We start from the raw sequence: 17,273 nt of genomic DNA on the forward strand, positions 1-17,273 counted from the left end.
TGGCGCGCTAACCCCCCCCGCCCCCCTACCCCGCCACCGCGGGGGCGCGGCCCGTCGCCCCCCCGCCCCCACCCCCGGTGTGCGCGCTGGCCCGCGCGATGCCCCGGCGCCCCTGCCCGCGCCCTCGCAGCGCGATCACCGCCACCAGGCCGAGCGCGGCGGGCGCCTTGACGAGGGCCGCGAGGGTGACGAGGACGATGCCCGCGACAGGCCATCGGCCGCGCGCGGCCACCAGGCCGACGCCGAGCAGTCCGAGCATGATGGCGTCGTTGTGCGCGCCCGCCACCAGGTGCAGCAGGACCAGGGGGTTCAGCGCGCCCAGCCAGAGCGCGGCGGCCGGATCGGCGCCGCTGTGCCGGGCGAGGCGGGGCAGGGCCGCCGCCATCAGGGCGACACCGAGCAGGGCGACCACGCGCATGCCGAGGAGTCCGGCCGGTATCTCCCCGCGGGTCAGCGAGGACAGTCCGCGGGCGACGGCGAGGAAGACCGGGCCGTACGGCGTCGTCGTGCTCTGCCAGACCGGCGCCACCTCGTCGGCGAGCGGCCCGCCGAGCCGCGTGGGGCCGTACGCGTAGACGTCGATGTGGGCGTCGACCATGGCGCCCTGCGCGAGATAGCTGTAGACGTCCCGGCTGAAAAGCGGTGGCGCGAGCAGCAGCGGCGCCGCCCAGGTGGCCAGAACGAGCAGCAGGGCACGCGGAGTCGGCGGTTCCGGCCCGCGTACGACAGTGCCCAGCAGCGCCCAGGCGGCTATCAGCAGAACGACGCCGAAGTACACCCCGACCAGGCCGAGTACGGCCCTCCCCGACCCGGGGGCGAGGAGATCCCGTGCGGGCAGGGCCCCGGCGGTCTCGCCGCCCAGCGCGAGAACGGCGGTACCGGCCAGGCCCAGAGCCTGGCAGCGGCGGAGATCGACGGGGAAAGCCATGGCCAACACTCCGCAAGCGTGTCAACGCCGAGTGGCCGGAAGGCGACGCGGCGCTCTCCGGACGGGGTCCGGAGCGTGACCTCCCTGTGGTGGGACGGTATTCAGAACACCGACACGCCGGTGAGGGTCGTGAACCGGTCCAGGGCCGCCACGCCGGCCACGGAGTTCCCGCGTTCGTCGAGACCCGGGCTCCAGACGCACAGGGTGCACCGGCCGGGCACCACGGCGATGATGCCGCCGCCCACCCCGCTCTTCCCCGGGAGCCCGACCCGGTAGGCGAAGTCGCCCGCGGCGTCGTAGGTCCCGCAGGTCAGCATGATCGCGTTGACCTGCTTGGCCTGACTCCGCGGGAGCAGCCGCCCGCCGTCGGCCCGGATACCGTGCCGGGCCAGGAATCCGGTGGCGAGGGCGAGATCGGCGCAGGACGCGGCGATCGAGCACTGCAGGAAGTACTGGTCGAGCAGGACGGGCACCGGGTTGTCGATGTTGCCGTACGACGCCATGAAATGGCCGAGTGCCGCGTTGCGGTCGCCGTTCGCGGTCTCGGAGGCGGCGATGTCCCGGTCGAAGTCGAGCCGCGCGTTGCCGCTCTCGGCGCGCAGGAACTCCAGCAGGACGCCGGCCGCGTCCCCGGTACGGGTCTGGAGGCGGTCGGTGACGACGAGGGCTCCGGCGTTGATGAACGGGTTGCGCGGGATGCCGTTCTCGTACTCGAGCTGGACCAGGGAGTTGAACGGGTTGCCGGAGGGCTCCCGCCCGACGTGCTCCCACAGCGCGTCGCCCTCGCGGGCCAGGTCGAGGGCGAGGGTGAAGACCTTCGTGATGGACTGCGTGGAGAACGGCTGCCGCCAGTCCCCCACGCCGTACACCGTGCCGTCGAGCTCCGCGACGGCCATGCCGAAGCTGCGCGGATCGCAGGCGGCCAGCGCCGGGATGTAGTCGGCGGGCCGACCGCGTCCCGGGGTCTGCGCGATCTCGGTGGCGATGCGCTCAAGGATCGGCTGGAAGGTGTGGGAGGACGGGTACGGCGATTTCCCGGGCATGATCGCCATTGTGCCGCCCGCTCCGTCCCACGGCCCGGCGGCCCTGCTTCCCCGCCTCACCGCCTCACCGCCTCACCGCCTCACCGCCTCACCGCCTCACCGCCTCACCGCCTCCTGATCGAACGGGGTGCGCGGGAACGGCACAGGGGGCGCGGAGCCGGAATCCGGCTTCGCGCCCCCTGTGAGCGGACCGTTCGTGCCCGGAGCCGGTTCGCACCGGCGCCCGGAGCGGTGTCAGCTGTCGATGACGCCCGAGCCGAGCAGCCCGAAGAGCAGCACGCCGATGACGATGCGGTAGATGACGAAGGCGTTGAAGGAGTGCTTGGCGACGAACTTCAGCAGCCAGGCGATCGAGGCGTAGGCGACCACGAACGACACGACGGTGCCGACGATCAGCGGCGCGGCGCCCACGCCGGTGCCCAGGGCGTCCTTCAGCTCGTACAGGCCCGCGCCGGTCAGGGCCGGGATGCCGAGGAAGAAGGAGAGCCGGGTGGCGGCGACGCGGTCCAGGTCGAGGATGAGGCCCGTCGACATGGTGGCGCCGGAGCGCGAGAAGCCGGGGAAGAGCAGGGCGAGGATCTGGGAGCTGCCGACCAGCATCGCGTCCTTGAAGGAGACGTCGTCCTCACCGCGCTTGTGACGGCCCATCTGGTCGGCCGCCCACATCACGGCACTGCCCGCGATCAACGAGCCCGCGACCACCCACAGGGAGGCCAGCGGACCCTCGATGAGCGGCTTGGCCGCGAGGCCCACGGCCACGATCGGGATCGTCGCGTAGATGACCCACCAGGCGAACTTGTAGTCGTGGCTCTGCCGCTCGTTCTTGTCGCGCAGGCCGCGTCCCCAGGCGGAGACGATCCGCACGATGTCCTTGAAGAAGTACACGAGCACGGCGGCGATCGCGCCGACCTGGATGACCGCGGAGAAACCGACGACGGCGTCGTCGTCGACGGGGATGTTCATCAGTCCCTCGGTGATCTTGAGGTGACCGGTCGAGGAGACGGGGAGGAATTCGGTCACCCCCTCGACGACTCCGAGGACGACGGCCTGACCGACGTTGATGACGCTCATGGGATCCAGTTCTGAGGAGTTGGTCGACAGTGCTGTAGACGATGCAGGAGACAGTGTTACCTATAGCAGCGGGCGGCCGGCACCTACGTCCACAAAGCTTGGGCAAACGAGACCCCGGCGAACGCCGCGCCCAGGCCCGCCGTCACGCTCACGATCACGTTGGCGGCAGCGTAGAACGCCGCACCCGTCTCGCTCAGCCGCAGGGTCTCGTAGGAGAACGTCGAGTACGTGGTCAGAGCCCCGCACAGCCCGGTCCCGATCAGCAGTCGCAGGTGCTCCGACACCTGCCCCGCCGAGGCGGCACCGGTCAGCAGCCCGAGGATCAGGCACCCTGCCACGTTCACGACGAGGGTGCCCCAGGGGAAGACCGTATCGTGCCTGAGCTGTACCGCCCGGTCGGTCAGGTACCGCAGGGGTGCGCCGACCGCGGCGCCGATGATCACCAGCAGCCAGTTCACCGCGGGGTCCCGCCTTCTCCGGACGGGCCGCCGCCGGTCGCGCCGGAGGGGTCACCGGGTGAGCCGCCGCGGCCCGCGTACCGGATGACCTCGCAGGGGTCGAGGAGCACCAGACCCTCGGTGACCAGTTCGTCGAGCTGCGGCAGGAACGCCCGGACCCGCTCCTCGGTGTCCACGACGATCACGGCCACCGGCAGGTCCTCGCTCAGCGAGAGCAGCCGCGAGGTGTGGATGAGGGAGGAGGCGCCGAAGCCCTCGATGCCCTTGAAGACGCTGGCGCCCGCGAGGCCCGCCGCGTGGGCGCGGTGCACGATCTCCGCGTAGAGCGGCTTGTGGTGCCAGGTGTCGTTCTCGCCGATGAGCACCGTCAGTCTCAGGGCGTCGCCGGTCAGCCTTGTCATCGCCGCCTCCATGCCAGGGCACGGCGGGTCGCCGTGGTGCCGATCCACACCGCCGCGAGCGCCGCGAACAGGGTGGCGGCGAGATACACGAGCCCGGTGCCCGGGTGGCCGGTGCCGACCAGGTCGCGGATGTCGACGGCGTACGTCGAGAAGGTGGTGAAGCCGCCCAGGACTCCGGTGCCGAAGAAGGGGCGTGCGAGGCGGTGCACCGACCGTACGTCGGTGACCACCACCATGAGTACGCCGATGACGGCGCAGCCCACGACGTTGATCGTGAACGTGGTCCAGGGGAAGGTGCCGTCCGGCGTGGGCCACAGCAGACCCGCGCCGTAGCGGGCCGCGGCACCGATGGTGCCGCCCAGGGAGACCGCCGCGACGACCGGGCCCTGGCCGCGCCAGGGGGAGGGCGGGCGCGCGGGCGCGCGTACGGGGGCGCCGGACTCGCCGACGTGCTCGGGGTGCGGGACGGTCATGGTCTCCGGTGCTCCTACTCGCCGGGCCGGGTGCGGGCACACGGCATCGCAAGCAGGGACCGTTGGCGGCATCCGCGCCGCGGTTCGGGTACGGCGGGCCCCACCGCCGTGCCGCGCTGCAAGATCGCGGCTGGTGACCAGGGTAACGCCGGGCGCACGGGCCGCGCACACCCGGTCCGCCCCGCGAACCGCGCACGGCGGCCCCTCCGAGGGGCCCGGCGGCTCAGCCGGTGGCGCCCGGAAGATCGCAGACGGCGAGGCCGCGCTCCCAGATGCTGCCGAGGATCAGCCGGCCGTCGGACTCACAGGCGCTGGTCACCATCCGGAACCGGGCACGGCGGCTCTCCAGGTGGTGCACGACGGCGCCGTCGTCGTCGACCGCGAGGACTCCGGTGGTGCCCGGCGGCCTGAAGGGCGCCCGCACCGCGACCCGGGCCGCGGTGCGCCGGACGGCCGGGCCCCGGCGGTGCAGGAATTCCAGGGCGCCGACGCGGGGGCCCGCCAGGGCCACCCAGATCGGGCCGTCCGGGGCGCGCCAGAGGTTGTCCGGCTGGCCGGGGAGGTCGTCGGCGAAGGTCTCGGAGTGGCCCGCTCGCGGTCCGGTGAGCCAGTGGCGGACGAGACGGAACCTGCCGGTCTCCGCCAGGACGAGGAACGACTCGTCGGCGGAGGCGGCGAGACCGTTGGCGAACTGCAGTCCCTCCAGCAGCACTTCGGGTTCGGTCTCGCCCGGCGCGAGGCGCAGCAGGCAGCCGGAACCGGTGTGTTCGACGAGATCGCCGATCCACTGCTTCAGGGGGTAACTCCGGCTGGAGACGGTGAAGTAGACGGTGCCGTCCGAGAGGGCGACCACATTGCTGCAGAAGCGCAGCGGAACACCGGCGACCCGGTCGGCGAGGACGCGGACCACTCCGTCGCCGAGGCCGACCCGCAGCAGTCCGCGTTCGGCATCGCACACCAACAGGGCGTTGTCCGGCAGGAGTTCGAGGCCGAGCGGCCTGCCTCCCGTCTCGGCGACGACCCGGACCGTGGTGCGGTCGGGGTCGCCGAGGCTTTCGACGCGTACGATGCGGCCGTCCTCCAGACCGGTCAGCACCCCGCCCCGGGAGTCGGCCACCACGTCCTCGGGGCCGCGGCCGCCGAGCGGCACCGCGCGCCTCGGCGAAAGAGTTGCGGCCGTCGTGCCGGACCCGTCTCCCACGTGCCTACCAGCCCTTCTCGAAGTAGTGGCTCACTTCGGCGATACGGTACTCGTCGCGTCGGTAGTAGGTCCGCCGCCCCAGCTTCTTGGCGCGCAGGAGGCCGACTCCGGTGAGGAGGTCGAGGTGGGTGCGCGCCATGGCCCGGCTCACTCCGAGTTTGGCGGCGAGGGCCTCGGAACTGACACCGTCCTCGACGAGGTCGGCACCGCGCTGCGGCGGGAAGTGCGCCGCGGGGGTGCGCAACCACTCCAGGATGTCCAGTCTTTGGCCGTTGCCGGCTCCCCTCAGCATCGCGTCCCCCTCCGTCGTGACGGTCTCCCGCCACTGTCCCGCAGCCGACGGCGGCACGCACGGTCTTCCCGCGACCCTGGCCGGAGGGGAACGCCTCACAGGACGCACGGGGCCCGGCCGCACCGGCGGCCGGACCCCTTTCCGCTCAGCGGTGACCGAACAGGGACATGGCCGGAAGCGCCTTGTCGTCGAAGCCGAACAGGGCCTGGTTCTCCCAGCCGTTGCCGGAGGAGGGATCGGCCGGGTCCCAGCCGTTGCCGGTCACGGCGGTCCAGGTGGCCTCCCAGTAGAAGACGCCGAGGCCCCGGCCGTTCGGTACGGCCTCCACGATGTTCATGACGTCACGAAGCCAGTTGGACTGCCCTGTGGTCGTCGCCGCGTAGCCGGAGACCAGTTCGGCCGTCGTGTCGATCTGGTTGACGAGCGCGTCGTCGCTGTCCAGACGGAAGGGGTAGGCCGTCTCGGCGAGGAAGACCGGCTTGGCGTAGCGGGAGGCGGCGTCGTCCAGGGTGGTCTGGAAGTCGTACAGCGAGCCGTGCCAGTAGCCGTAGTAGGACAGGCCGATGGCGTCGAACTTCACGCCGTTGGCGAGGGCGGTGTCGAACCACCAGCGGGTGCCGGTGAGATCGCCGCCCTTGGCGAGGTGCAGGGCCACGACGGTGGAGGAGCTGACCGCCTTGGCCGCGTCGTAGCCGGAGTTGAGCAGTCCCGCGAGCTGCGCGAAGTTGTCCGTGGAGCCCTCGGACCAGAGCATGCCGCCGTTGATCTCGTTGCCGATCTGCACCATGTCGGCCGTGGTGCCCTGCGCCTTCAGGGCGTTCAGGACGTCGTACGTGTGGTTGTAGACGTCCGTCTTGAGCTGGCTGTACGAGTGTCCGGCCCAGGCGGCCGGCTTGGTCTGGGTGCCGGGGTCGGCCCAGGTGTCCGAGTAGTGGAAGTCGACCAGGAGTTTCATGCCCTGCGCCTTGGTGCGCTTGGCCATCGCCAGGACACGCGCCTTGTTGTTGTAGCCGTCGGCCGGATTCACCCAGACCTTGAGGCGCGCGTAGTTCATCCCGGCCGACTTCAGGATGGCGAGCGCGTCGCCGGTGGTGCCGGAACCGGTCTTGTAGACACCGCCGTAGGCCTCGCTCTTGGCGAGGGAGGAGATGTCGGAGCCCTTGACGGACAGTCCGGTGGTCCCGGAGGTGAACGTCAGATCGTCGACGTTGATCCAGTTCCCGGCGTTGGCGTCGGAGTAGACGCTGATCGTGCACTGGTTGCCCGTCACGGAGACGGGCACGACCAGGTGGATCCACCCGCTGGTGGAGACCGGCAGGTCGGTGCGCTGTTCGGTGCCGCCGCAGTTCTTCAGGGCGAGGTAGGCGGAGTTCTGTCCGCCGCCCGAGCGCACCCACGCGGTGAGCTTGTAGCTGCCGTTGGTGAGCCCGGTGAGGGTCTGGTAGGTCTCCACCTTGTAGGCCGAGGCGGAGTAGTGGCTGAGGCGGTAGCTCCCGCCGTGGCCCCCGGCCTCGACGTAGGAGGCGCCGGTGGAGCCGGACTCCGACCAGCCGGCGGGCACGGCGACGCCGGACCCGTCGGCCTCGAACCCGGCATTGGTCAGGGTGCTCGCCGCGTGCGCGGTCTGCGCGGGCAGTGCGGCGAGGGCGAGCCCGGCCGCGAGCGGCAGCAGCAGGGCCCTGAGGGTGCGTCTGGGATGGAACATCATCGTCCGTCGTCCCTTCGACGTGGTGGGGAGAAGGTGCCCCCGGTGGATCCGGGGCGGATCCGGGTGAATCCGGGGGCGAACCCCTCCGCCCGCGGCTTCCTGGCTCACGCGGGCGGAGGGGGGTCGGTGTGTGCCGCCGGGTGCGGTGCCCCGGGCGTCCGGACCGGTCGGGCGGGGCTGCTCGGCCTGGGCTGCGCAAGCCCGGTGCGCCCGGACCGGGTGGGGCTGGGCCGATCAACCCGCATTCCGTGCGGGCTAGTTGACTGGGCGGGGGGGCGGGCTGATCAACTCGGGCCGCGCGGAGCTCGTACGCCCGGACCAGGCGCGGCTGGGCTGGGCTGCTCTATCCGGGGCCTGTGCAAGGCCCGTACGCCGGGGCCGCGTGGGTCGGGCCGATCACCCCCGCCGGTCACGCGAGCCCGTTGTCCGGACCGAGCGGGGCGGGGCCGATCGACCCGGCTCCCGCGCAAGTCCCGTACGCCCGGGGCGGTTCGGGCCGGGGCGCCCGGTGTCCCGGCCCGCGTGGCCCCCGGGCCGGTCAGCCGTCCAGGCGTACGACCCGCACCGCGCCCGCCGGAACCGCCAGCCGGCCCGCGGCGCGTTCGCCGGTCAGCAACTCGGTGCCGTGCGCGTCCAGCGGCACCTTGGCGTCGGACGCCGTGTGGTTGACGGCGAAGACGTAGGTGCCCGACTCGCCGCCGCGGCGCACCACTTCGACATCGCGGGGCAGGTCGGCGCGCGGGGCGACGCGCGCGTCGTCGGCCACCCGGCCGATCAGGGCGTCGAGCCCCTCGGCCGCGAGGCGCGTGGACACGTACCAGGCCGAGCCCGCGCCGCTCCGGTGCCGGGTGACCGCCGGATGTCCGGCGGCGAGCCCGCTCGCGTACGTCCACACGGTCTCGGCACCGCGCGGCACCACGAACTCGGTCCACACGTCGCCGGTGAGTTCGGAGCCGTCGGGCCCGGCGATCCGGACGCGTTCCCCCTGGAGCAGCGGGGAGAACTCCTCGACGGTCAGGCCGAGTACGTCCCGCAGAGCGCCGGGGTGGGGGCCTTCGTGGACGGCGTCGTGCTCGTCGACGATGCCGGAGAAGTAGGAGACGAGGAGGGTACCGCCGCGTTCGACGTACTCCCTGAGGTTGTTCCCCGCGGCCTCGGTCATCAGATAGAGGGCGGGTACGACGACAAGGGGATAGGCCGACAAGTCGGCTTCCGGGTGGGCGAAGTCGACGGTGAGGTGACGGTCGTAGAGGGCTTCGTAGAAGGCGTCGGCGCGCTCACGGGCGTCGTGGTCCTCGCTCGGACGCCACTGCAGGCTCTGCGCCCACCAGGACTGCCAGTCCCACAGCACGGCCACGTCGGCGACCGTCCGGGTGCCCTTGACGGCGGCCAACGAGTCGACGGCCGCACCGAGTTCGACGACCTCGCGCCATACGCGGGAGTCGGTGCCGGCGTGCGGCAGCATCGAGGAGTGGAACTTCTCCGCGCCGCTGCGGGACTGCCGCCACTGGAAGAACAGGGCGCCCTCGGAGCCGCGGGCCACGTGGGAGAGGGAGTTGCGGGCCATCTGGCCGGGCGCCTTGGCGGGGTTGCGGGGCTGCCAGTTGACGCCCGAGGTGGAGTGTTCGAGGAGCAGCCAGGGGGCGCCGCCGGCGACGGAGCGGGTGAGGTCGGCGGCCATCGCGAGGTTCACATGGGTGCGGCGCCCGTCGGTCATCAGATAGTGGTCGTTGGTGACCAGGTCGACCTCGCGGCCCCATGCCCAGTAGTCGATCGAGTCGCACTGGCTGAGGGCCGTCATGAAGTTGGTGGTGACGGGGATGCCGGGCGCGAGGCGGTGGAGGATGTCCCGTTCGGCCACGAAGTTCTCCCGCATGGTCGCGTCGGCGAACCGCTTGTGGTCCAGCGCCTGGGCCGGGTTGCCGACGGTCGGGGTCACGCGTGGCGGGTCGACCTGGTCGAAGGTGGTGTACCGCTGGCCCCAGAAGGCCGTCCCCCAGGCCGCGTTGAGTTCGTCGACCGTCCCGTAGGTGCCGGTCAGCCACCGGCGGAAGTGTGCGGCGCAGGAGTCGCAGTAGCAGGCGGAGACGGGGACGCCGTACTCGTTGTGGACGTGCCACAGGGCGAGGGCGGGGTGGTCGGCGTACCGGGTCGCGAGCCGGGTGGTGATGGCGGCGGCGGCGGCGCGGTAGTGGGTGTTGCTGTGGCAGATGGCGCCGCGTGAACCGAAGGCGTAGCGGGTGCCGTCGGCGGCCACGGGCAGCGCCTCGGGGTGTTCGCGGTAGAACCAGGCGGGCGGTGCGACGGTCGGGGTGCCCAGGTCCGCGCGTATGCCGTTCTCGTGGAGCAGGTCGAGCACGCGGTCGAGCCAGCCGAACTCGTAGGTGCCCCGGGCCGGTTCGAGGAGGGCCCAGGAGAAGATCCCGACGCTCACCATCGTGACGCCCGCTTCCCGCATCAGCCGGACGTCCTCGGGCCAGACGCTTTCCGGCCACTGCTCGGGGTTGTAGTCCCCACCGAAGGCGAGCCCGGTGAGGCCCTTGGGGTTGGTCTCCGGCATGGATCTCTCCCATGTAATCGATCATTTGGGAACGTGCACACACATCGCCAGCGGCGTGAGCCCAACATAACCGCACAGCAACAACCATTGACAAGTGTCCGGGATGTTTCTCTACTGTGAACGCTCACAGAAGCACGGCACGTGAGCCCAAGGGGTGCTCAGGTGTCGGCGGACGAGCGTGCGAGGGCCCGAAGAGCCTCGCGCACGCTCGTGGTCCCGATGCCGCCGGCGCACCCCCGGAAAGCAAAACCGCGCAAGAACAGGGCAGGCCTTCCGCAACAGGCGGAGGCCCAGGTCAGGGGAGAACGTTCCATGCCCAACACGAAGCACAACCGCCTCGTGGCCAGCACCATCGCCGTCGTCCTCGGCGCCACCTCGCTCGTCGCCTGCGGCTCGTCCGACGACGACAAGAGCGAATCCCAGTCCGGACCCGCGACACTGACGTTCTGGACCTGGGCGCCGGGCATGGACAAGGTCGTCGACCTCTGGAACAAGGGGCCGGGCAAGAAGCAGCAGATCACCGTCGAGGTGAAGAAGCAGGCCTCGGGCGACTCGCTCATCACCAAGATCCTCACCGCGCACAAGGCGAAGAAGGCACCGGACCTGGTCCAGGCCGAGTACCAGGCGCTGCCGACCCTGGTCAGCAACGACGCGCTCGCCGACATAGCCGCCGAGTCGAAGGACGCCAAGTCCAAGTTCGCCGACGCCGTCTGGCAGCAGACGACACTGGGGACGGACGCGGTCTACGCGATCCCGCAGGACATCGGCCCGATGATGTTCTACTACCGCGCGGACCTGTTCAAGAAGTACGGCCTGACGGTCCCCACCACCTGGGAGCAGTTCGCCGAGACCGCCCGCGCGCTGAAGAAGAAGGCGCCCGACAAGGCCCTGACCACCTTCTCCGCCAACGACTCCGGACTCTTCGCCGGACTGGCCCAGCAGGCGGGCGCCAAGTGGTGGACCTCCTCGGGCGACAAGTGGAAGGTCGGCATCGACGACGCCGCCACCCAGAAGGTCGCCGACTTCTGGGGCGGTCTCGTCAAGGAGGGCGCGATCAACAACGAGCCGATGTACCAGCCGGCCTGGAACAAGGCGCTGAACACCGGCAAGGAGATCGCCTGGGTCAGCGCGGTGTGGGCGCCCGGAACCCTGACCACGGCGGCCCCGCAGACCAAGGGCAAGTGGGCGATGGCCCCGCTGCCGCAGTGGTCGGCGGGCGAGAACGCCACCGGCAGTTGGGGCGGCTCCTCGACGGCCGTCACCACCGACTCCCCGCACAAGGCGGCCGCCGCGAAGTTCGCCGCCTGGCTGAACACGGACCCGCAGGCGGTGGCCGCGATGGCGAAGGAGAGCGGCATCTACCCGGCGTCCACCAGCGCGCAGAGCAGTGACGCGTTCGCCCAGCCGCCGGCCTTCTTCTCCAACCAGCCGGACTTCTACACCAAGGCGTCGGAGATCGCGAAGACCACCGCCCCCTCCGCCTGGGGCCCGAACGTGAACGTCGCCTACACGTCCTTCAACGACGCCTTCGGTGCCGCCGCCAAGAACAAGTCGGACTTCGGTGCCGCCCTGAAGACCATGCAGGACACCACCGTCGCCGACCTGAAGAAGCAGGGCTTCGGGGTCGCTCAGTGACCGACGCACGCCGGAAGCCGTACGGGGTCAAGGGGGCCCCGTACGGATTCCTCCTCCCCGCGACGATCCTCTTCGTCCTCTTCTTCGCGCTGCCCATCGGCTACGCGATCTGGCTGAGCCTGCACAAGGTGCGGGTCAAGGGCCTCGGCCTGGGCGCCGGAGCCCGCAAGGAGGTCTGGGCGGGCCTCGGGAACTACACCGACGCGCTCACCGACAGCGAACTCGTCGACGGCGCCCTGCGCGTGGCCGGTTACGGCGCCATCGTGGTGCCGGTGATGCTCGGCCTCGCGCTGCTCTTCGCCCTCATGCTCGACGCGGAGAAGGTGCGGCTCGCCCCCTTCACCCGGCTCGCGATCTTCCTGCCGTACGCCATCCCCGGCGTCGTGGCCGCACTGCTGTGGGGCTTCTTGTACCTCCCGGACGTCAGCCCCTTCTACTTCGTCCTCGGCAAGCTGGGCCTGCCCCAGCCCGACCTGCTGGACGGCGGCCCGCTGTACATCGCGCTGTCGAACATCGCGGTCTGGGGCGGCACCGGCTTCAACATGATCGTCATCTACACCTCGCTCCAGGCCATCCCGGCCGAGGTGCTCGAAGCGGCGAGGCTGGACGGGGCCACCCCGCTGCAGACCGCGCTGCGGATCAAGATCCCGATGGTGGCGCCTTCCCTGGTGCTCACCTTCTTCTTCTCGATCATCGCCACGCTCCAGGTCTTCAGCGAGCCGACCACCCTCAAACCCCTCACCAACTCCGTCTCCACGACCTGGAGTCCGCTCATGAAGGTCTACCGGGACGCGTTCAACACCGGTGACATCTACGCCGCCGCGGCCGAGGCAGTGATCATCGCCGCGGTCACACTGGTCCTGTCCTTCGGCTTCCTGCGCGCCGCGAACTCCCGTACCAAGCAGGAGGAGGCACGATGAGTTCTCTCGCCCTCCGCAAGGCCGCGCCGGCCGCGGGCACGGCCCCCGGCACCGCCCAGGCTCCCCCGACCGGCCGGATCGCACTGGTGCCGACGCTCACGCTGCTGCTCGGCGCGCTCTACTGTCTGCTGCCCGTCGCCTGGGTGGTCATCGCGGCCACGAAGTCGGGCCGCGAGCTGTTCTCGACCTTCACCTTCCTGCCCGGCACCGGGTTCACCCAGAACATCAAGGACCTCAGCGCCTACCGCGACGGCATCTACTGGAAGTGGATGGGCAACTCCGCGCTCTACGCCGGTCTCGGCGCCCTGCTGTCGACGGCCGTCTCGGCGGTCAGCGGCTACGCCCTGGCCGTCTACCGCTTCCGGGGCCGCGAGACCATCTTCAACGTGCTCATGGCGGGCGTGCTGATGCCGCCGGTGATCCTCGCGATCCCGCAGTACCTGCTGCTCGCCAAGGCGGACCTGACGGATTCGTACGCCTCCGTGCTGCTGCCGCTCGTCCTGTCCCCGTACGGCGTCTACCTCGCCCGCATCTACGCCGCCGCGGCCGTCCCCGACGACGTGGTCGAGGCCGGCCGGATGGACGGCGCCGGCGAGTGGCGGATCTTCACGCGGGTCGCGCTGCCGATGATGGTGCCCGGTCTGGTGACGGTGTTCCTGTTCCAGTTCGTCGCCGTGTGGAACAACTTCCTGCTCCCCTACATCATGCTCAGCGACGACGAGAAGTTCCCGATCACCCTCGGCCTGTTCACGCTCCTGGAACAGGGCTCCAACACGCCGGCCCTGTACACCCTGGTCATCACCGGCGCCCTGCTCGCGATCGTCCCGCTGGTCGCGCTGTTCCTGGTCATCCAGCGCTTCTGGAGCCTCGACCTGCTGTCCGGAGCCGTAAAGTCATGACCATGAGCAACACGGGGGGCCGGCGCAGGCCGCCGACGATCCATGACGTCGCGCGTGAGGCGGGTGTCTCGCGGGGTACCGTCTCGCGCGTGCTCAACGGCGGGCACTACGTCAGCCCCTCGGCGGCGGAAGCGGTCAACGCCGCCATCCGCAGGACGGGCTACGTCGTGAACCGGCACGCCCGTTCGCTGATCACCGGGCGGTCCGACTCGGTCGGCTTCCTGCTGACCGAGCCCCAGGAGCGGTTCTTCGAGGACCCGAACTTCAACGTCCTGCTGCGCGGCTGCACCCAGGCACTCGCCGCGCACGACGTCCCCCTCCTACTGATGCTCGCCGGCACCCAGGACGAGCGACGGCGCATCACGCGCTACATCACGGCCGGCCATGTCGACGGAGTGCTGCTGGTCTCCAGCCACTCCGGCGATCCGGTCGCCGAGGAACTGCGCGAGGCGGGCGTGCCACTCGTCGCGTGCGGCAAGCCCATCGGACTCGGATCCAAGGTGAGTTATGTGGCCGCCGACGACCGCGACGGAGCCCGGGACATGGTCACGCACCTGCTCTCCCTCGGGCGGCGCCGGATCGGCATGGTCACGGGACCGCTGGACACCCCCGGCGGTGTCGAGCGTCTCGCGGGGTACCGGGAAGTGCTCGCCGAGGCGGGCGTCGAGGCCGACGACCGCCTCATCGCTTCCGGGGACTACAGCCGCGCCAGCGGTGAGGCGGGTGCCGAAGTGCTCCTCGACCGCGCCCCGGACATGGACGCCGTGTTCGTCGCCTCGGACCTGATGGCCCAGGGCGTGCTGGCCGCGCTGCGCAAGGCCGGCCGCCGGGTTCCGCAGGACGTCGCGGTCGGCGGCTTCGACGACTCCCCCGCCGCCACAGCCGCCACCCCGGCCCTGACCACCATCCGCCAGCCCTGGGACCGCATCAGCTCCGAGATGGTCCGGGTCCTGCTCGCCCAGATCGGCGGCGAGGATCCGGCGGCGGTCATCCTGCCGACGGAGCTGGTGCGCCGCGAGTCCACCTGAGGAGTGTGCCGTGGGACACCGGTGCATGGGGGAGGCTCCCCCGCGCACCGGTCAGGATTCGAGAAGCCGTACCCGGCTCCCCCGGCTTAGCGTGAACGTGCCCTCGGAACGCCCACGGCACGACAGCCGGCCGACACGGCCGCACGCACCGCACAGGAGTCGAGATGACCGCCGGAGTCAAGACCATCATCTACCCCGTCAAGGACATCGCGAAGGCCAAGGCCCTGTTCACCCGGCTGCTCGGGGTGGAGCCCTATGTGGACGAGCCGTACTACGTCGGTTTCAAGGACGCGGGCCAGGATGTCGGACTCGACCCGAACGGTCACGCCAAGGGCCTGACCGGCCCGGTCCCCTTCTGGCACGTCGACGACATCAAGGCGACCCTGGCGGCCCTGATCGAGGCGGGCGCCGAGACGCTCCAGGAGCTCCAGGACGTCGGCAACGGCCGGCAGGTCGCGTCGGTGAAGGACGCGGAGGGCAACATGTACGGGCTCATCGAGGACCCGACCAACTGAATGCGGGCGCACTAATTGCACTCTCAACTAATGGCCGGATCTCTGTTACCGTTCAATTATGGCAACGCAGACGCCCAGTGCCCTCCTGGAGGACCAGTGGCGGGACATCCTGTCGGTGCACGCGCGCACGATGTGCGAGATCGACCGCGTGCTGCATCCGCACGGCCTGGGAGCCAGTGACTTCGAGGTCCTGGACATCCTCGTCACGGAGACGGTCGCGGAGCCCGGCGAGCATTGCCGGGTGCAGAACATCGCGGGCCGGGTCCATCTGAGCCAGAGCGCGCTGTCCCGGCTCATCGGCCGGCTGGAGAAGGACGGCCTGGTGGAACGCACCGTCTGCCAGGAGGACCGCCGCGGAGTGTGGGTCGCGCTCACCCGGAAGGGCCGCGCGCTGCACGCCGAGGTGCTCCCCCTGCAGCGGTCCGTGCTCGCCCGCATGCTGCGAGGCTGAGCGGTCGCCGTCATGGGACGGCACGGCTAGAGCACGAGTTCCGCTCCGTCCGGCAGGATCTCCGCGCCGGCCCCGGTCACCGACGCGCAGGCGTCCGTGGCCGGGTCGAGCAGCGGGTTCGCGCTGTCGAAGTGGGTGTAGACGACGCGCGGACCGGGGTGCCGGGCCAGCGCCGCCAGGCTGCCGTCCGCGCCGGAGACCGGAAGGTGCCACGCGGCGGCCGTCCACTCGCGGGGCGCCCGTACGGCGGTGTCCGTCCCGCCCGCCGCGTAGAGGGTGCCGTCGAGCAGGACGCAGGTCGCCCCGTCGAGCAGGTCGTCAAGGGCGGGCGTCCACCGGCCGAGGCACGGTGCGTAGACGAGCACACCCCCGCTGGCCAGGTCCTCGATCCGGTACGCCGTCACCCAGCGGTCGTCGTCGGCGGCCCCGGGGATGTGGCCGGGGGTCCGGGAACCGAGCGCGTGGGCGCTGACGACCAGGCCTCCGGCCAGGACGAATCCGCCCTCGGTGAAGCTGTCCGCCCAGGCCCACGCGGCGGGGCGGTCGAGGAGGGGGCGCAGCGGGGAGAGCGCGGCGAGGACGGGAGGCGAGGCGTAGACCTTCAGTCCCGGGGCGCCGTGCAGCCCGGTCAGCCCGGTCGCGTGAGCGGCCTCGGCGTCCGTCAGCAGGACGCCGCGCACGGGCGTGCCCCCGGGTCCGGGTGCGAGCGCGGGGGTGGCGTTGAGCTGCGTACGGATGTCGGGTGAGGCGTTGAGCAGCCACCAGTCGCGGGAGTTGCCGCTGACGGCGACGCCCTCCTGGGTGCGGGCGGGCAGTTTTCCGTCGCGGGCGGCCGAGCATGGCGCGCAGGCGCAGTTCCACCGAGGGAAGCCGCCGGCGGCGGCCGTACCCAGCAGGACGAGTCTCAAGGGAACCCCACTCCTCCGCGGCGGCTTTCCAGGGATCTTCCCCTTCTGGACGGTCCGGGCCACTCCTCACGGAGGGGCGGATCCGGACATCCTTCGCCCGCGGGCCCACCCCACGGATCCCGGGGCGGTGGCGTGGGCGGGCCCGCGCGGCGCGGCCGAGGGCCTTGCTAGCGCACCAGGAGCGTGCGTACGCCTTCGGAGGTGAGCGTCAGGCCGTGGGGTGAGGCGGCGTCGATGATGAGGTCCAGATCGCCGGAGGGCCACTGGGCCGCGAGCGCGCCGAGCGGCACGACACGGTAGCGGGAGACGGAGGGCAGGAGCTCGGCCAGTTCCTGTTCCGAGGTGAACACCGGAACGACCTGTCCTCCTTCGGGATCGTCCAGGATGGGCAGGGCCACGGCGTGGGGGTCGGCGACGTCCGCGTCCGTGGCGTCGTCCGGTACGGGCACCAGTACGTCGCTGCCGGCGAGGGTGTCCAGCGCCTCGGTGTCGGACGTGTTCGTGGCGAGGGTGTCCAGGGCTTCCTGGGCGGGCGTCGCCTCGGGTGCGCTGGGGTGGTGGTTGTTCAAGGGCGTGTCCATGGCAGATCCCCGGATCGTGGCGGGCGGGCGGCCACCCGGGCGGGTCTTGCTCCCGGGCGTGTCCTTCGGTCGCGTACCCAACGCTCCGCACGCCATTCATCCTGGCTCTCGGCCGGTGCGAGGGCGGCGGTCAGGCTGTCCCGCCCGGACGTGGGATGCCCGGGCGGGGCAGAGGTGACCGCCGCTTCCGTACCTGTCCGC

Annotated in this window: 17 protein-coding genes and 1 pseudogene; 6 read left to right on the forward strand and 12 right to left on the reverse strand. The window is 71.2% G+C overall.

What is annotated here, in order from left to right; all coding sequences use genetic code 11:
• Positions 1 to 28: 28 nt before the first annotated feature.
• The 10 genes and pseudogenes from mptB to ACFXGX_RS22895 all read right to left on the reverse strand — a co-directional run.
• Positions 29 to 928 (reverse strand): annotated as a pseudogene (gene mptB, locus ACFXGX_RS22850) (polyprenol phosphomannose-dependent alpha 1,6 mannosyltransferase MptB); the annotation flags it as partial.
• A gap of 101 nt (positions 929 to 1,029) precedes the next feature.
• The gene (locus ACFXGX_RS22855) at positions 1,030 to 1,971 is read right to left on the reverse strand and encodes a glutaminase (RefSeq protein ID WP_384794252.1); all 942 of its coding nucleotides are present in this window, start codon (positions 1,969 to 1,971) and stop codon (positions 1,030 to 1,032) included.
• Between the two features lie 234 nt (positions 1,972 to 2,205).
• Complete coding sequence (locus ACFXGX_RS22860; RefSeq protein ID WP_384794254.1) at positions 2,206 to 3,042, reverse strand: undecaprenyl-diphosphate phosphatase; 837 nt, start codon at positions 3,040 to 3,042, stop codon at positions 2,206 to 2,208.
• An 83-nt stretch (positions 3,043 to 3,125) separates the two neighbouring features.
• Positions 3,126 to 3,500 carry a fluoride efflux transporter CrcB gene (gene crcB / locus ACFXGX_RS22865; protein WP_384794257.1) on the reverse strand — a complete coding sequence of 125 codons (375 nt, stop codon included), beginning with the start codon at positions 3,498 to 3,500 and terminating at the stop codon, positions 3,126 to 3,128.
• A complete protein-coding gene (locus ACFXGX_RS22870; RefSeq protein WP_384794260.1) occupies positions 3,497 to 3,901 on the reverse strand; it encodes a DUF190 domain-containing protein in 405 nt (134 codons plus the stop codon). Before ACFXGX_RS22870 ends, crcB (ACFXGX_RS22865) begins: the two co-directional genes overlap by 4 nt.
• On the reverse strand, positions 3,898 to 4,374 hold the full coding sequence (crcB, locus tag ACFXGX_RS22875; protein ID WP_384794263.1) for a fluoride efflux transporter CrcB: 477 nt from the start codon (positions 4,372 to 4,374) through the stop codon (positions 3,898 to 3,900). Before crcB (ACFXGX_RS22875) ends, ACFXGX_RS22870 begins: the two co-directional genes overlap by 4 nt.
• A gap of 223 nt (positions 4,375 to 4,597) precedes the next feature.
• The gene (locus tag ACFXGX_RS22880; RefSeq protein WP_384794266.1) at positions 4,598 to 5,575 is read right to left on the reverse strand and encodes an SMP-30/gluconolactonase/LRE family protein; all 978 of its coding nucleotides are present in this window, start codon (positions 5,573 to 5,575) and stop codon (positions 4,598 to 4,600) included.
• A 4-nt stretch (positions 5,576 to 5,579) separates the two neighbouring features.
• A complete protein-coding gene (locus ACFXGX_RS22885) occupies positions 5,580 to 5,867 on the reverse strand; it encodes a winged helix-turn-helix domain-containing protein (protein WP_384794269.1) in 288 nt (95 codons plus the stop codon).
• A gap of 145 nt (positions 5,868 to 6,012) precedes the next feature.
• A complete protein-coding gene (locus ACFXGX_RS22890) occupies positions 6,013 to 7,572 on the reverse strand; it encodes an arabinogalactan endo-beta-1,4-galactanase (RefSeq protein ID WP_384794371.1) in 1,560 nt (519 codons plus the stop codon).
• Between the two features lie 541 nt (positions 7,573 to 8,113).
• Positions 8,114 to 10,135 (reverse strand): beta-galactosidase, encoded by a 2,022-nt coding sequence (locus ACFXGX_RS22895; protein ID WP_384794272.1) that lies wholly within the window; start codon positions 10,133 to 10,135, stop codon positions 8,114 to 8,116.
• Positions 10,136 to 10,447: 312 nt separating this feature from the next.
• Between ACFXGX_RS22895 and ACFXGX_RS22900 the strand changes: the two genes are divergently transcribed.
• From ACFXGX_RS22900 to ACFXGX_RS22925, 6 genes are all read left to right on the forward strand, one after another.
• Positions 10,448 to 11,770, forward strand: a complete 1,323-nt coding sequence (locus ACFXGX_RS22900; protein ID WP_384794275.1) for an ABC transporter substrate-binding protein — start codon at positions 10,448 to 10,450, stop codon at positions 11,768 to 11,770.
• The gene (locus tag ACFXGX_RS22905; RefSeq protein ID WP_384794278.1) at positions 11,767 to 12,690 is read left to right on the forward strand and encodes a carbohydrate ABC transporter permease; all 924 of its coding nucleotides are present in this window, start codon (positions 11,767 to 11,769) and stop codon (positions 12,688 to 12,690) included. The genes ACFXGX_RS22900 and ACFXGX_RS22905 overlap by 4 nt, the downstream gene beginning before the upstream one ends.
• Positions 12,687 to 13,589, forward strand: a complete 903-nt coding sequence (locus ACFXGX_RS22910; RefSeq protein WP_384794281.1) for a carbohydrate ABC transporter permease — start codon at positions 12,687 to 12,689, stop codon at positions 13,587 to 13,589. Before ACFXGX_RS22905 ends, ACFXGX_RS22910 begins: the two co-directional genes overlap by 4 nt.
• Positions 13,586 to 14,617 (forward strand): LacI family DNA-binding transcriptional regulator, encoded by a 1,032-nt coding sequence (locus ACFXGX_RS22915; protein ID WP_384794284.1) that lies wholly within the window; start codon positions 13,586 to 13,588, stop codon positions 14,615 to 14,617. Before ACFXGX_RS22910 ends, ACFXGX_RS22915 begins: the two co-directional genes overlap by 4 nt.
• Before the next feature lie 164 nt (positions 14,618 to 14,781).
• On the forward strand, positions 14,782 to 15,132 hold the full coding sequence (locus ACFXGX_RS22920) for a VOC family protein (protein ID WP_355772925.1): 351 nt from the start codon (positions 14,782 to 14,784) through the stop codon (positions 15,130 to 15,132).
• 58 nt (positions 15,133 to 15,190) lie between these two features.
• Positions 15,191 to 15,583, forward strand: a complete 393-nt coding sequence (locus tag ACFXGX_RS22925; protein WP_384794287.1) for a MarR family winged helix-turn-helix transcriptional regulator — start codon at positions 15,191 to 15,193, stop codon at positions 15,581 to 15,583.
• A 26-nt stretch (positions 15,584 to 15,609) separates the two neighbouring features.
• On the opposite strand, the gene pqqB is transcribed toward ACFXGX_RS22925, so the two are convergent.
• Complete coding sequence (pqqB, locus tag ACFXGX_RS22930; RefSeq protein ID WP_384794290.1) at positions 15,610 to 16,491, reverse strand: pyrroloquinoline quinone biosynthesis protein PqqB; 882 nt, start codon at positions 16,489 to 16,491, stop codon at positions 15,610 to 15,612.
• A 167-nt stretch (positions 16,492 to 16,658) separates the two neighbouring features.
• Positions 16,659 to 17,072, reverse strand: a complete 414-nt coding sequence (locus ACFXGX_RS22935) for an SseB family protein (RefSeq protein WP_384794293.1) — start codon at positions 17,070 to 17,072, stop codon at positions 16,659 to 16,661.
• Between the last annotated feature and the right edge of the window lie 201 nt (positions 17,073 to 17,273).

Source organism: Streptomyces sp. NPDC059371, from assembly GCF_042751995.1.
GTDB lineage: Bacteria > Actinomycetota > Actinomycetes > Streptomycetales > Streptomycetaceae > Streptomyces.

What these genes read in the sequence shown, in the direction of transcription:
- ACFXGX_RS22855 (WP_384794252.1), bottom strand. Translation starts at nt 1,971, where the DNA reads ATGCCCGGGAAATCGCCGTACCCGTCCTCCCACACCTTCCAGCCGATC.
- ACFXGX_RS22860 (WP_384794254.1), bottom strand. Translation starts at nt 3,042, where the DNA reads ATGAGCGTCATCAACGTCGGTCAGGCCGTCGTCCTCGGAGTCGTCGAG.
- ACFXGX_RS22870 (WP_384794260.1), bottom strand. Translation starts at nt 3,901, where the DNA reads ATGACAAGGCTGACCGGCGACGCCCTGAGACTGACGGTGCTCATCGGC.
- crcB (WP_384794263.1), bottom strand. Translation starts at nt 4,374, where the DNA reads ATGACCGTCCCGCACCCCGAGCACGTCGGCGAGTCCGGCGCCCCCGTA.
- ACFXGX_RS22885 (WP_384794269.1), bottom strand. Translation starts at nt 5,867, where the DNA reads ATGCTGAGGGGAGCCGGCAACGGCCAAAGACTGGACATCCTGGAGTGG.
- ACFXGX_RS22890 (WP_384794371.1), bottom strand. Translation starts at nt 7,572, where the DNA reads ATGTTCCATCCCAGACGCACCCTCAGGGCCCTGCTGCTGCCGCTCGCG.
- ACFXGX_RS22895 (WP_384794272.1), bottom strand. Translation starts at nt 10,135, where the DNA reads ATGCCGGAGACCAACCCCAAGGGCCTCACCGGGCTCGCCTTCGGTGGG.
- ACFXGX_RS22900 (WP_384794275.1), top strand. Translation starts at nt 10,448, where the DNA reads ATGCCCAACACGAAGCACAACCGCCTCGTGGCCAGCACCATCGCCGTC.
- ACFXGX_RS22910 (WP_384794281.1), top strand. Translation starts at nt 12,687, where the DNA reads ATGAGTTCTCTCGCCCTCCGCAAGGCCGCGCCGGCCGCGGGCACGGCC.
- ACFXGX_RS22915 (WP_384794284.1), top strand. Translation starts at nt 13,586, where the DNA reads ATGACCATGAGCAACACGGGGGGCCGGCGCAGGCCGCCGACGATCCAT.
- ACFXGX_RS22920 (WP_355772925.1), top strand. Translation starts at nt 14,782, where the DNA reads ATGACCGCCGGAGTCAAGACCATCATCTACCCCGTCAAGGACATCGCG.
- ACFXGX_RS22925 (WP_384794287.1), top strand. Translation starts at nt 15,191, where the DNA reads ATGGCAACGCAGACGCCCAGTGCCCTCCTGGAGGACCAGTGGCGGGAC.
- ACFXGX_RS22935 (WP_384794293.1), bottom strand. Translation starts at nt 17,072, where the DNA reads ATGGACACGCCCTTGAACAACCACCACCCCAGCGCACCCGAGGCGACG.